The organism is Brachybacterium sp. AOP29-B2-41 (assembly GCF_052378395.1).
Classification (GTDB): Bacteria; Actinomycetota; Actinomycetes; order Actinomycetales; family Dermabacteraceae; genus Brachybacterium.
This window is the reverse complement of sequence record NZ_JBQSXR010000024.1, coordinates 28,352-41,028: the sequence shown is the minus strand read 5'-3', so window position 1 is coordinate 41,028 and position 12,677 is coordinate 28,352. Positions and strand designations below refer to the sequence as shown.

Below are 12,677 nucleotides of genomic sequence, written 5' to 3'. Positions count from 1 at the left end.
GGCCCGCCTGCTCGTCACCGTGCCCGAATGGTTCGGCCGTCCCGAGTCGAACGCCGAGTACGTCGAGGCCGCCCGTACCAAAGAGACCTGGACCGTCCGCGACGCCTCGGATGTTGTCGTCGGCGTCACTCTGGTGGATCGTCACTTCCCGTCGGCCGCCGAGGTGCACCTGATCGTCGTGGAGCGCGCCGCGCACGGGGCTGGCATCGGTACGGCGATGCTCTCCGCCCTCGAGGCCGATGCCCGTGCCCGGGGCGTGCGGCTGCTGGAGGTGAAGACCCTCGGTGCATCGCATCCTGACCCTGCCTATGCACGCACCCGGCACTTCTACGAGAAGCAGGGCTTCCTGCCGCTGGAGGAGACCGAGCTGTGGGGCGAAGGCACTCCCTGCCTGATCATGGTGAAACCGCTGCCCACCGGTCGGATTCACGAGGGAGCGGAGCGACGTTGAGGCGTGCCCCTGAACCAGATGACACGCGGATCTGGAGCGCGAGGGCACGTCGATCGCGGTCACCGACCTCGGTGGCGAAGGGCCGACGCACTGACGCGATGGTTGCGGTGAGATCGCCCAGCTGGCCCCGCAGTGACCACGCACCCCGGGACCGCGCGGGTGACGATACTCGCGTGCCGTCTCAGCCCAGCGGCATCTGATCCTCGCCGAACTCGACGCCCTCCGACTCGAGCCGCTCGCGCGCGGCATGGTGGACGACCCCGCGACGCCTCGGGTCGGGCTCGAGGAGCCCGATCACCGTCTCGCGAGAGGTATTGGGGTGCTGCGCCACGACGACCCGGGTGCTCCAGAACTTGTCATGCGCGAATCGGGCGAGCAGTGCCGCGCTCGCGTGCCGATTCGCCGCCGCGTCATTGCGGATCGCCTGGTTGGTGTCGCTGAGGAACGGTGCGAGCTCCTCATCGGTGGTCGCGCTGGCGGCGAGCGCGTACCGCCGCTGCTCGTCCGCCACCTCCTCCGGCGTCTTCTTCTTCCGTGCCATCGGTCGTCCCCGTCTCGCGTCGGTCCGTCGGATGCACACCGTAACCCTTCGCACCGACGGGCGGACGAGACCGACTGCCGGAGACTGCCATCTGCGCGATAGCCTGGGGCGATGCGCTATGACTCCCTCGGCTCCAGCGGTCTCGTCGTCTCGGCACTCGGTATCGGATGCAACGCCTTCGGGCGCCGGATCGACCAGGACGCGGCCACCGCCGTCGTCCGGGCCGCACTCGATGAGGGCGTGACCTTCTTCGACACCGCCGACACGTACGGCATCGGCGAGTCCGAGACGATGCTCGGGAAGGCGCTCGGGGCTCGGCGCGAAGAGGTCGTGATCGCGACCAAGTTCGGCATGGACATGGGGGAGACCTATCCCGGAGCGCGGGCGAACCGAGCCAGCCGCGGCTACATCCTCCGCGCGGTCGAGGGATCCCTGCGCCGCCTCGGCACCGACCACATCGACCTCTTCCAGCTCCACTCCCCGGACCGCATCACACCCATGGAGGAGACGCTCGACGCCCTCGGCGACCTGGTCCGCTCCGGCAAGGTGCGCTACCTCGGCTGCTCGAACCTCGCGGCCTGGGAGGTCGCCGACGCCGCGCACCTCGCCTCTGCGGTGGGGGCGCCCGCGTTCATCACCGCCCAGAACGAGTACTCCCTGTACAACCGCAGCGCCGAGGCCGAACTGGTCCCCGCTCTCGAGCACTTCGGGATGAGCCTGCTGCCCTACTTCCCGCTCGCCTACGGGCTGCTCACCGGCAAGTACTCGCAGACGGGCGGCGCCCCCGAGGGCAGCCGTCTCGCCACCGAGACGGCCCGCTTCGACAACGCCCGCTGGGACGTGGTCGAGGGCTTCCGGACGCTCTCCGAGGAGTCCGGTCGCAGCATGCTCGAGATCGCGCTCGGAGGCCTGCGTGCCCAGTCCGCGGTGGACACCGTCATCGCCGGTGCGACCCGCCCCGAGCAGGTCGCTGCGAACGCACGCGCCGTGGAGTGGGAGCCGACGGCGGAGGAGCTCGACGCGATCGACACCGTCGTGGCCCCGGGTTCGGGCCCCGGCCACTCGACCTTCGCCGCGTCCCGCCGCTGAGCGGGGCGCGACTGCTTTCTCAGACTATGCTCGGGTGGTCGATCGTCAGCAGCGAGTCAGGGCGGATCTACCTCCAGCGCGTCATCGCCGGGGACGCCACTTCCCTCGGGTCCGGGGAGGTCACCGGCAGGTTCGAGACGATCAGCCACTGCGGGGATCTGGTGGTCGCCTCCACCGACCGTGCCGACCCTCGGGCGCGCCTCGGAGGGAGTGCGCGAGGCGGCTATGGTGAGCCGAGCTTCATCCGGCAGTGGGACCGCCCTGCCCGGGGCATCGAACGCCCTGATCGTCGGGACCAGAAGGACACCCGCCATGCGCATTGACGGCCTGTTCTCCCTGAGATCTGGCGAGGTCCTCCTCCCCGACGGGCAGCCTGCGACTCTCGAGGTGACCGAGCTCGGCACCCTCCGCGTGCCCTCGGGTCGGCTCGCCGTGTGTGATGCCTTGTGGCTCCAGTTCCCGAATGTGGTGCCCATCCCGCCTGGCGACCACCCCGTCGCGGTGACGATCGCCCGGGTCCCCGAGCACTACGAGTACCGCGGTTGTCGCGAGGTCTCGCTCAGCCTGATCCTCTCCGAGGAGCCGACCGTCTCCGTGCACCCGGCCGTCTTCGAGCGGGACAGCCTTGACCTGGACGAGCAGCCCATCGGCGGCATCGCTGGGGTGAGAGGCCTGTACGGCGTCGGGACGTCACGGTTCGCGACGGTGGCGATGGCGGACGCGGAGGCGAGTGCCCATAGCGTGCCGTCGGAGGCCGATCGCTGGCTGGAGGAGGTGCTCAGACCCGAGGGGGGGCGAGGGCTGGTACAGCCGGATGGACATCGAGGTCGACGGCCCGCTCGGCACGCTCCTCGCCGCCCTCCCGGGCGCGAGCGACGGCGAGAACATCGCGATGCTGATCGCGCGCGCCCACCGTCTCTTCCCCGTGCTCGAGACCCGTGACGCGCAGGGACGGGCCACCGGGATTCATATCGACCTGCTCGTGCTCGGAGAGCTGAGTGAGAGGCTCGGCGCCTTCGACAGGGCGAACGAGTACGCGGCCGAGCTCGTCGCCGAGGACGAGGCGGAGGCCCGGCGCCTCGAGGTACTGGCGGAGCCAGCGACCGGCCGTGGGCTCGGGGCGGCGCTGCGGAGGATCTTCGGTCGCTGAACGGCCACGGGGGAGGGGCGGTCTCAGAAGCGGCACGAGCGCTGCGGGCTGGACGCGCATCCGGACGCCTGGACCGGTACACCGCCCTCCCTCCTTACGATGGCCACATGTACACCCACGAGTACGACGCGCAGCTCAGCTGGACGGGAAGCACCGGTGAGGGGATCCGCTCCTACTCCCGCGAACATCATGTGAGCGTGGCCCCCGGGGTCGACATGACTCTCAGTGCCGACCCGGCCTTCCGCGGGGACCCGGCGCTGGCGAACCCTGAGCAGCTGCTCGTGGTCGCGGCGAGCTCCTGCCAGATGTTGTCCTTCCTCGGCGCTTCCGCCCGCGCGGGCGTCGACATCGTCTCCTACGAGGATGCCGCTTCCGGGGTGATGCCCGAAGACTCCGAGCCGATGTCGATCACCGAGATGGTGCTGCGCCCGCGGATCCGCGCCCGCGGCACGGACGCGGCGACGCTGCAGGACCTGGTCGAGCAGGCGCACGAGCGCTGCTTCATCGCGAACTCCCTGCGCAGCACGATCACCATCGAGCCGGAGTTCGAGATCATCGCCTGAGGTGTGCCGTTCGCGGAAAGCGTGGCCGATAGGCTCTCGGCTCCGCGCCCAGCATGCGCGGCGTACCCCTCGAGGAGCACCCTTGGAGCGACTGCCCACCGGGGCGAAGCCCGCCCGCCCGTCGGCCCCGCAGCCGTCATGCTGCGAGGCGGCATGAGCGGGTCCTCGGGCGGCGCGCGGATCCCGGCGAGGGATCTCTGGGTCCGGCTCCGCGCCGACGGCAGAGTCCTCCTCGAGCTCGTCGGGCGACGGGATGTTCGGCTGTGCTCCGCGGTGAGCATCGCTGAGGGGGCGGAGGAGATCGCGGAGATCCTCGTGTCCTGGGCGTGCGATGCGGGCGGGCCGGGCGGCACCTGGAGCCCCGAGCTGCTGCAGGCAGACGCGGAGGCCTTCTCCCGCCCCTCTCACCGGGCGCTGTTCATCTCCGATCAGCGCAACCAGGAGTGGAACCGCGCCAGGCTGCTGCCGGCGAAGGATGAGCACGGCTTCGCGGAGTTCTTCGGAGCTGTGCGTCCCACCGATCGTGCAGGCTGCGAGGAGTTCTGCAGAAAGTTGGCCGACGCGGTGCGCACTCGGTGCCGGAGCGGACTGTCACTGGCGGAGCAGCGACTCGCTGGCGGTGCATACCGCCCGGTGCTCGAGTCCTACGTCGATCAGCTGCGAGGACTGGCATCGGACCAGCAGGGCTATCACCGGGTCCCGAAAGAGCTGCAGATGCTCGTACGTGACGAGGGGTATCTCTTCCTCGCGGAGGACGTTCGAGTCCGCCGCCTCATGGCTGAGTTCTATGAGGTGCTCGAGGTCATGTACCAGCAGACTCAGGACCTCGATCGCGCGGGAATCGTCGGGCTGCGCGATCTGCCTCCGAGGCGCAGAAATGCATGAAGGAGCCGATGCCATGAGCCGAGCTCCCGCTACTGGACGCACTCCGGCGACCGAGCTCCGGGTGAGGCTCCGCGCAGACGGCAGGGTGCTCCTGGAACTGTTCGATGCACCCGGCCGCCTGCTGTGCTCCGCCGAAGGGCTCGCCGCAGAGGTCGAGAAGATCGCTGAGATCCTGACCTTCTGGGCGTGGGACCCAGGCCGGTCCGACGGCGCCTGGAGCCCGGAGCTGCAGCAGGCGGACGGAGTCGAGTTCCGCCGCCCCTACGGTGAGGGGCTCCTCATCGCCCATCGGCACCGGGCATGGCGCAACGGCGCCGATCTCCTGGAGTCGAAGGCCGACGTGCTGCAGTTCAGGGAGATCTTCGGAGCCGTGGGTCCTGCCGACACAGAGGCTTGCAGGATCTTCTGCGCGAGGCTCGCGAACGAGATCTCCCGACGATGCCGAAGCGCTCGGATCATGGCCGTGCAGCGGCTCGCCGGGAGCAAATATCTCAAGGTGCTCGATGCCTACGTCGAGCAGCTGCGGGCACTGGCATCTGACCAGCGTGGATATCGCCGGGTCCCCGAATCGCTGAAGCAGATCATCGAGAACGAGGAATATCTCCTCATCTCCACAGAGGCCCGCGCCAGGGAGCTCATGGAGGAGTTCTACGAGGTGCTCCATGTCCTGTATGGGCAGTGCCAGGACCTCGAGCGAGGGGGAGTGGTCGGTCTGCGCGACCTCCCGAAGAGACGCCGGCCGGGCTGTTGCACGCCTCCCTGCTGAGCTGGTGGGGGTACGAGCACGGTGGGAACTACTCCATCCTCTCCTCGATCGATCCCGAGGACCCGGACGGGACGGCAATGGTCGGTCAGCGTGGGATGAGCCGCATCGGTCGGGAGCAGTCGGCGAGACGCGGCCTCCTCGCCCGGGCCGCACAGCGGAGGGACACGTGGCTGGCGACGGAGCCAGCCTCGGGCAGGCTGTCGCGGCGACGGCCACGCCGCGGAGACAACGATTTGGTCAAGGTGACTGCGACCTCGGGGAATGCTGGGGCGGACCAGATACTCTCGGCGCTATGACGCAGACCACACCGGAGTCGGAGGGCGTCGCTGCCGCCGCCGCGACCTCGAAGCGCCCGCTCGTCGAACTGACGGGCGTCAACAAGCACTTCGGCTCCTTCCAGGCCCTCACTGACATCACCCTGACCATCCCCGAAGGACAGGTGGCGATCGTGATCGGCCCGTCGGGATCGGGCAAGTCCACTCTGTGTCGGACCATCAACCGACTCGAGACCATCGACGAGGGCGGGACCATCAGCATCGACGGCAAGGTGCTGCCCGAGGAGGGCAAGGCGCTCGCCACGCTGCGCGCCGAGGTCGGGATGGTGTTCCAGTCCTTCAACCTCTTCGCCCACAAGTCGATCCTGGAGAACGTCACGGTCGGCCCGATAAAGGTCAAGGGCATCAAGAAGGCTGAGGCCACCAAGGAGGCCATGGCGCTGCTGGAGCGCGTCGGGGTGTCCGCGCAGGCCAAGAAGATGCCGGCCGAGCTGTCCGGCGGTCAGCAGCAGCGGGTGGCCATCGCCCGGGCCCTGGCGATGAAGCCGAAGGTCATGCTGTTCGACGAGCCCACCTCCGCGCTGGACCCGGAGATGGTGCAGGAGGTCCTGGACGTCATGGTCCAGCTCGCCCGCGAGGGAATGACCATGGTCGTGGTCACCCACGAGATGGGCTTCGCCCGGAAGGCCGGGGACCGCGTCATCTTCATGGACGAAGGGCGGATCCTCGAGGACACCGATCCGGAGACCTTCTTCACCGACCCGCAGCACGACCGCGCCAAGAATTTCCTCGGAAAGATCCTGGCGCACTGAACACCCCGCGTGAATCGTCTTTTGCACCGCACCATCACTCCCCACCCAACTGGAGGAACCATGCGCAAGAAGCTCGCATCAGCAGCGGCGATCGCCGCCGCAGCCGTACTGGTCATGTCCGCCTGCGCCCCCTCGCAGTCCGGCGACGAGGGCGGTGGTGGCGGTGGCGGTGAGAGCGGCGGCGAGAGCCTCCGCATCGGCATCAAGTTCGATCAGCCGGGTCTCGGCTTCCGCGAGGGGGACGGCGACCCCACCGGCTTCGACGTCGAGGTCGCGAAGTATGTGGCCGGAGAGCTCGGCTACGGCGCGGACCAGATCGAATGGGTCCAGACCCCTTCGGCCAACCGGGAGAACGCCCTCGAGGGCGGCGAGGTCGACATGATCCTCGCGTCCTACTCCATCACCGACGAGCGTGACGAGCGCGTCGACTTCGCCGGCCCCTACTTCGTGGCCGGCCAGGATCTCCTGGTCCGCGCCGACGACACCGAGATCACCGGACCCGACGTCCTGGACGGCAAGAACCTCTGCTCGGTCACCGGCTCGACCTCCGCTCAGAAGATCAAGGACGACTTCTCCCAGGGCGTGGAGCTGGTCGAGCAGGGTGGCTACGCCGAGTGCGTCACCTACCTCGAATCCGGGCAGGTGGACGCCGTGACCACGGACGACATCATCCTCGCCGGACTCGCTGCCACCCCGGAGAACACCGGCAAGTTCAAGGTCGTGGGCAACACCTTCTCGGTGGAGCGTTACGGCGTCGGCATCCCCACCGGCTCCGACAAGTGCGAGGACATCAACGCCGCCATCACGAAGATGAAGGAAGACGGGGCCTGGCAGGAAGCGCTGGACACCGCCACCGAGGGCACCGGGTACACCCCCGACGAGGAGCTGAACAGCGGACCCGAGTCCGAGCTCGAGTCCTGCGACGACTGAGCGGCCCCGCCGCACCTCGCAGCTTCGCTGCACTTCGCAGTCTCGCTGCACTTCGCGGTCCCGCCGTACTGCGGGGCCCCGCCGCACCTCGTGACGGCGGCAGGAAGGGCATCTGCCCGACCTGCCGCCGTCCGCCCCGGCGCCGGACGGTCCCTGCCCTGGGCCATGGGCCACCCAGACAGGAAGCACATGAACGGATTCCTCGAACTCTTCGCCGAGTACGACGTGCTCGGCGCCTTCTGGATGAACATCAAGCTGACGGCGATAGCCGCCGTCGGCTCCTTCCTCCTGGGCACAGTCCTGGCTCTGTTCCGGATCTCGCCGGTGGCTTCCTTCCGCGCCGTCGGCACCGCGTACATCAACATCGTCCGCAACACCCCGCTGACGATCATCATGGTGCTCGGTGTGCTCGCGGTCTGGGGCCAGCTGAAGGTCGAGTTCTTCTCGAGCTTCGACCTGAACTTCTTCACCTACGCCGTGATCGCCCTGACGATCTATCACGCCGCGTTCGTCTGTGAGGCGATCCGCTCGGGCGTGAACACGGTGCCGCTCGGCCAGGTGGAGGCCGCGCGGGCCATCGGCCTCACCTTCCTGCCAGCGGCCCGGATCGTGGTGCTCCCGCAGGCGCTGCGCGGCGCGATCACGCCCCTGGGCAACACCCTGATCGCCCTGACCAAAAACACCACCGTCGCCGCTGCCGCCTCTGTGGCCGAGGCTTCGGGCCTGATGAGCACGATGATCGAGTTCAACCCCAACCTCATGGTCTACATCTTCCTCACCATCGCGATCGGCTTCTGCTTGATCGTCATCCCCATGGGCATCCTCACGACCTGGCTCTCCGACAAGCTGGCGGTGGCCCGATGAGCGCGCAGGCGGGCATCCTCTTCGACGCGCCCGGCCCGCGGGCCAAGCGCAATGTTCTGCTGACGAACCTGATCGCTCTCGCGGTGATCCTGGCGATCGGGGCGCTGGTGCTGCTGCAGCTGGATCGGCAGGGGCAGCTGGCGCCGCATCAGTGGGCGAACGCGCTGAACGGCAACGCGTGGACGAACTACTACCTCCCTGGTCTGCAGTTCACCCTGCAGTCCTCGGGCATCGCCGTGATCACCGCGACCGTCTTCGGTCTGGTGTTCGGCTTCCTGCGGCTGGCCCCGTTCGCGATCATCCGCGTCGCTTCGAGCGTGGTCGTGGAGTTCCTCCGCGCGGTGCCGGTGCTGGTGATGATGTTCTTCCTGTACTTCTTCCTCTCCCGGCGGATCGCGCCGACGGGGCTCTTCGCCTCGGAGGACTCCGCCTACTTCGCGGTGATCATCGGGCTGACCCTCTACAACGGGGCGGTCATCGCCGAGCTCATCCGCTCCGGAGTGCATTCGTTGCCGAAGGGGCAGCGGGAGGCAGCCGCCGCCGTCGGCATGACGCGCAACCAGTCGCTGCGGATCATCGAGGTGCCGCAGGCCCTCACCGCCATGCTCCCATCGCTGCTCAGTCAGTTCGTGGTGATCCTGAAGGACTCCGCGCTCGGCTTCCTGATCGGCTTCTACGAACTGCTGCAGTACTCCCGCCAGCTGGGCTCGGGCTACTCCAACATCTTCCAGACCCTCGTGGTCGCAGCGCTGATCTTCATCGTGATCAACTACCTGCTCACCAAGGTCGCGACCTGGCTGGCGGGGATGCTGTCCTCCCGTACCGGCGGCTCCACGGCCCCGACCACGTCCACCACGATGGTCTCCACCATGGGGCTGGACGTGAAGTGACGTGAGCGCCATGGTCTGCACCATGGGGCAAGACGCGACATGAGAGACCGCGGGACGGCGCCGAGCGTGCCGCAGATCCTGTGATCTCCCGCGCACCGTGCTCGACGAGAGGCCCGGCCATTTTTCTCCGTCCGGGGAGTCTCCTAGGCTTTCTCGACGATGGTCGCCGATACCCAGATTTCGACCGACGCCATGATCGACACCCCGCTCGACCGGCGTCCGCTCAGGGAACTCGATCTGAGCTGGTTCGACCGGGTGACGTCGGTCCCGGCTCTTCTCCTCGCCCTGGTCGCGGTGAGCCTGCTGGCGGTGGGCCCCCTGCAGGAAGTGGACCGGCTCCTGGCGCGGCGCTGGCTCGTGCAGATCGACCCGTCCTCCCTGGCGTTCGCCCAGAACGTGTTGGACCGGATCGCCGGCCAAGCCGTGTGCCTGCCCGTGCTGGCAATAGTCGCGATCGTTCTCGCACGACGACGGCGCTCGTGGCGACCGGTCGTGATCGCCCTGCTCGCCGAGGCGGGCTTCCTCGGCGGGGTGGGAACGCTCAAGGTGCTGCTCGGCCGCGGAGCGTCCTCCACGGGTGACCCCCGCTTCTTCGAAGCGGGCCTGCTCGAGATGGGCACCCTGGGGATCAGCTTCCCCTCAGGTCACGCCGCGGAGGCGGTGCTGATCTACGGCACGGCCGTGCACCTGATCTCGCACTACAGCAGCGCTTCCCAGCATGTGGTGCGGAACCTGCGCTGGATCGTGGTGCTGCTCTGCGTGAACTCCGTGAGCGTGTCCTTCCTGCTCGGCTGGCACTGGATGACCGACCTCAACGGCGGTCTCCTCGCCGGCGGTCTGCTCCTGCGACTGCTGGTCGAGGCGGATCGGCGCTCGGGGGACGCGACGGCAGCGCGGCGCACCTCACCGGGCGCTCACACCGAGCTTCCTGCCGATCGTCGAGTCATCCGCGAGCACGTCCAGCAGCAGGGCGGCCAGATCGCTGCGGGAGATCGACCCGCGCAGGGTTCCCTGCTCTGAGGGCTCGAGTGCGCGCCATGCCCCGGAGGCGTGCCCGTTCGTGAGACCTGTCGGACGCACCAGCGTCCAGTCCAGCCCGGACTCGACCACCGCCGATTCCTGCTCGTCATGGTCGGCCAGCGGCTTCGCGAGCAGAGTCTTCATGGCCCACCCGACGATGCCGGGCAGCTGAGAGCCGGAGTCTCCCGCTCCCAGCGAGGACTGCACGACGAGTCGGCGGGCGCCCGCGGCCTGCATCGCGGTGACCACCGCCCTGGTCACGGCGGCGCGCTGGTGAGGGACACCCTTGGCTCCGCCGACGGTCACCACCACGGCATCGGCGCCGGCCACGGCCTCAGCGGCGATTCCCGGCGCCAGGGCGTCGCCGGAGAGCGCGCGGGCACCGGCGGGAGCTGCGCCGCGGCGGGAGAGCGCGGTGACCTCATGGCCCTGCTCATGCGCCAGGGAGGCCAGCAGCGCTCCAGTGCCCGTCGAGACGCCGATCACAGTGATCTTCACAGAATTCCCCTCCCGTCATCGATGCCTGCGTGAATCGTAGCCACCCTGCTCGCAGGGTGCGGCGGGCTCACGGCGCGCAGTCGATGCAGGTGGTCGCCTCCGGTCGGGCCACCAGGCGTGCCGGCGCGATGGGGCGACCGCAGGCGCTGCACCGGCCGTCCTCGCCGCGCGACCAGCGAGCGTGCGCGTCGTCGATCGCGGCGAGAGTCTCGAGCGTGTTCTGGCGCAGGCCTTCGAGCCGGGACCACTGGGCGGACAGCGGGACCCCGTCGGGATCGTGCTCATCATCGTCGCTGAGGCCCTCGCGCGTGCGCCGCAGCGCGAAGAGCTCCTGCTCGATGTCCGTCAGGCGCGCGAGCGCCTCCTGCCGACGGGCCGCGATGCTCGCTGCCCGTGACGGTGACGAGTCCATTGCGAGCTCCCTTCAGGTCTGCGGCGAGAGGCTGCTGCCCCCGGTGCGCTGCTCCCAGTGTGCCCCGCCGTCGCGCTGATGACAGATCTTCCCTCGGCGGCTGGGTGCTCGTGTTGCCCCGCGCCCCCGCTCGCCGGGCGGGGCAGGCGAGAGCGCATGACTTCACCCGTGAGCGCGGGCGGGGAGAGGCGCAGGATCTGACTTCGAATGGCCCGCGCCGGGCCGTCGAACCGGCGGTGGCCTCAGGGCCGGATCGCCCGTTCCTCGGCCGCGTGGCCCGCTCGCAGATGCGCGACCTGGGACATCCGCAGCGGCTCGAAATAACTCGGCGAGCGGGCCGAGCGCAACGTCGTGGTGACGCACATATGGTCCCCGCTGTCGTCGAGAAGGGTGAGTCGCTCGACGAGCATCCGGTGCGGGCAGGCTTCGAGGAGGGGGACCCCGCTCTCGTCGATGCTGATCTCGAGCCCGGAGAACTTGTCCTCGTCCTCGCCGGAGAGGGTCCCGAAGCGCTTCGCGAGGTCGAGGTCCTCGGCGGTGAGGAAGTGGATCGCGAAATGGGTGGCCCGCAGCCCGACCCGGTAGGTGTGGTTCGCCTTGGACAGCCACAGGCAGTAGTGCGCGGCCGAGATGCTCGACTGCGCATGGAAGCCCACCAGGCAGCCGGCCTGCTCACCGTCGGCCGCGGTGGTGACCACGACCATCGCGGGATCGGCTGCGGCCATCAGCTGTGTGAAGGCGTCGTCATTCATCGGCTGAGCCCTTTCGCGGGAGTGTCTCGTAGCGGAGGAACAGCGTGTCCTCCTCGACCATCGCGGCCTTCAGCGCGAAGCTGCTGAGCGGTGCACCCGGAGGGGTGACGCTGACCGGCAGCGGGTCCCCGCCCATCAGGGGGGAGAGGGACAGGCACAGCTCGTCGAGGCGGTCGGCGGCGACCAGCTCGCCGAGCCATCGCGGGCCGCCCTCGCACAGCACCACCCGATCTCCGCGTTCGGCCAGTGCGCGCAGCGCGGTCGCCGGGTCGACCCGGTCCTGGCCGGCGATGATCACCGTCGCCGTCTCACGCACTGCGGCCAGGCGCCGCGGATCGGCGGCGGCGCAGCTGATGACGAGGGTCCGCGCGTCCGCGGGCGCGCCCGCGAAGACGCTCGCGGTGAGATCCAGGTCGAGGCTGCGGCTGACGATCGCGACCGGCGGGGTCGCGGAACGACCGCTGAGCCGACGCTGCTCGCGTGCCTGCTCGGACAGCCGGATCGGCGCGTAGCCCTCGCGGCGCACGGTCTCGGCACCGATCAGCACCACATCGGCGATCTGCCGCATGCGGCGGAACAGCGACTGGTCGGGGGCGGTGGACAGGGCCCCGACGCGCCCGTCGATCGCGGCGGTGCCGTCCAGGCCGGCCACCATGTGCCCGGTCACCCAGCATTCATGTCGGGGTCGGGAGCGGTCCACAGCGAGGTAAGGCTCGAGGGGGTCGGGAACGTGCGCGCCGTGCTCGAGGAGCTCCATCAGGGCACCCTACGCCGCCGGC

17 protein-coding genes are annotated in these 12,677 nt (G+C 69.1%); 12 read left to right on the top strand and 5 right to left on the bottom strand.

The features are described 5' to 3' along the window. Window positions 1–451, top strand: a 451-nt coding sequence (locus tag ACT3T9_RS16930; protein ID WP_444607116.1) for a GNAT family N-acetyltransferase, incomplete at its 5' end; no start/stop codon positions are given. Between the two features lie 181 nt (window positions 452–632). Here ACT3T9_RS16930 and ACT3T9_RS16925 read toward each other — a convergent pair. Beyond that, window positions 633–992, bottom strand: coding sequence for a hypothetical protein (locus ACT3T9_RS16925; RefSeq protein ID WP_441445676.1), 360 nt, complete (start codon window positions 990–992; stop codon window positions 633–635). Between the two features lie 111 nt (window positions 993–1,103). Here ACT3T9_RS16925 and ACT3T9_RS16920 point away from each other — a divergent pair, with 111 nt between their 5' ends. From ACT3T9_RS16920 to ACT3T9_RS16870, 11 genes are all read left to right on the top strand, one after another. After that, on the top strand, window positions 1,104–2,081 hold the full coding sequence (locus ACT3T9_RS16920) for an aldo/keto reductase (RefSeq protein WP_444592494.1): 978 nt from the start codon (window positions 1,104–1,106) through the stop codon (window positions 2,079–2,081). Between the two features lie 26 nt (window positions 2,082–2,107). Next, the gene (locus tag ACT3T9_RS16915) at window positions 2,108–2,404 is read left to right on the top strand and encodes a hypothetical protein (protein WP_444592495.1); all 297 of its coding nucleotides are present in this window, start codon (window positions 2,108–2,110) and stop codon (window positions 2,402–2,404) included. A gap of 491 nt (window positions 2,405–2,895) precedes the next feature. Further along, entirely contained in the window at window positions 2,896–3,231 is a 336-nt protein-coding gene (locus ACT3T9_RS16910) for a hypothetical protein (protein ID WP_444592496.1), read from the top strand. Between the two features lie 107 nt (window positions 3,232–3,338). Then, the gene (locus tag ACT3T9_RS16905) at window positions 3,339–3,794 is read left to right on the top strand and encodes an OsmC family protein (protein ID WP_444592497.1); all 456 of its coding nucleotides are present in this window, start codon (window positions 3,339–3,341) and stop codon (window positions 3,792–3,794) included. Between the two features lie 153 nt (window positions 3,795–3,947). Further along, complete coding sequence (locus tag ACT3T9_RS16900; protein WP_444592498.1) at window positions 3,948–4,679, top strand: hypothetical protein; 732 nt, start codon at window positions 3,948–3,950, stop codon at window positions 4,677–4,679. Window positions 4,680–4,692: 13 nt separating this feature from the next. Next, the gene (locus ACT3T9_RS16895; RefSeq protein WP_444592499.1) at window positions 4,693–5,445 is read left to right on the top strand and encodes a hypothetical protein; all 753 of its coding nucleotides are present in this window, start codon (window positions 4,693–4,695) and stop codon (window positions 5,443–5,445) included. Window positions 5,446–5,737: 292 nt separating this feature from the next. Next, window positions 5,738–6,532: an amino acid ABC transporter ATP-binding protein gene (locus ACT3T9_RS16890; RefSeq protein WP_444607115.1), complete on the top strand. Its 795-nt coding sequence runs from the start codon at window positions 5,738–5,740 to the stop codon at window positions 6,530–6,532. Window positions 6,533–6,592: 60 nt separating this feature from the next. After that, the gene (locus ACT3T9_RS16885; RefSeq protein WP_441445686.1) at window positions 6,593–7,462 is read left to right on the top strand and encodes a glutamate ABC transporter substrate-binding protein; all 870 of its coding nucleotides are present in this window, start codon (window positions 6,593–6,595) and stop codon (window positions 7,460–7,462) included. Between the two features lie 189 nt (window positions 7,463–7,651). Then, a complete protein-coding gene (locus tag ACT3T9_RS16880; RefSeq protein WP_441445687.1) occupies window positions 7,652–8,326 on the top strand; it encodes an amino acid ABC transporter permease in 675 nt (224 codons plus the stop codon). Next, on the top strand, window positions 8,323–9,216 hold the full coding sequence (locus tag ACT3T9_RS16875; RefSeq protein ID WP_444607114.1) for an amino acid ABC transporter permease: 894 nt from the start codon (window positions 8,323–8,325) through the stop codon (window positions 9,214–9,216). The genes ACT3T9_RS16880 and ACT3T9_RS16875 overlap by 4 nt, the downstream gene beginning before the upstream one ends. 159 nt (window positions 9,217–9,375) lie before the next feature. Continuing rightward, window positions 9,376–10,236 (top strand): phosphatase PAP2 family protein, encoded by an 861-nt coding sequence (locus ACT3T9_RS16870; protein ID WP_441445689.1) that lies wholly within the window; start codon window positions 9,376–9,378, stop codon window positions 10,234–10,236. Here the strand turns inward: ACT3T9_RS16870 and ACT3T9_RS16865 are convergent. The 4 genes from ACT3T9_RS16865 to ACT3T9_RS16850 all read right to left on the bottom strand — a co-directional run bounded on the left by ACT3T9_RS16865 (window position 10,120) and on the right by ACT3T9_RS16850 (window position 12,655). After that, entirely contained in the window at window positions 10,120–10,734 is a 615-nt protein-coding gene (locus ACT3T9_RS16865; RefSeq protein WP_444607113.1) for an NAD(P)-dependent oxidoreductase, read from the bottom strand. The genes ACT3T9_RS16870 and ACT3T9_RS16865 overlap by 117 nt on opposite strands. 67 nt (window positions 10,735–10,801) lie before the next feature. Then, entirely contained in the window at window positions 10,802–11,146 is a 345-nt protein-coding gene (locus ACT3T9_RS16860) for a TraR/DksA family transcriptional regulator (protein WP_441445691.1), read from the bottom strand. A gap of 242 nt (window positions 11,147–11,388) precedes the next feature. Beyond that, window positions 11,389–11,898, bottom strand: a complete 510-nt coding sequence (locus ACT3T9_RS16855) for a flavin reductase family protein (RefSeq protein WP_441445692.1) — start codon at window positions 11,896–11,898, stop codon at window positions 11,389–11,391. Beyond that, on the bottom strand, window positions 11,891–12,655 hold the full coding sequence (locus tag ACT3T9_RS16850) for a dihydrofolate reductase family protein (protein ID WP_441445693.1): 765 nt from the start codon (window positions 12,653–12,655) through the stop codon (window positions 11,891–11,893). The genes ACT3T9_RS16855 and ACT3T9_RS16850 overlap by 8 nt, the downstream gene beginning before the upstream one ends. Window positions 12,656–12,677: the final 22 nt, after the last annotated feature.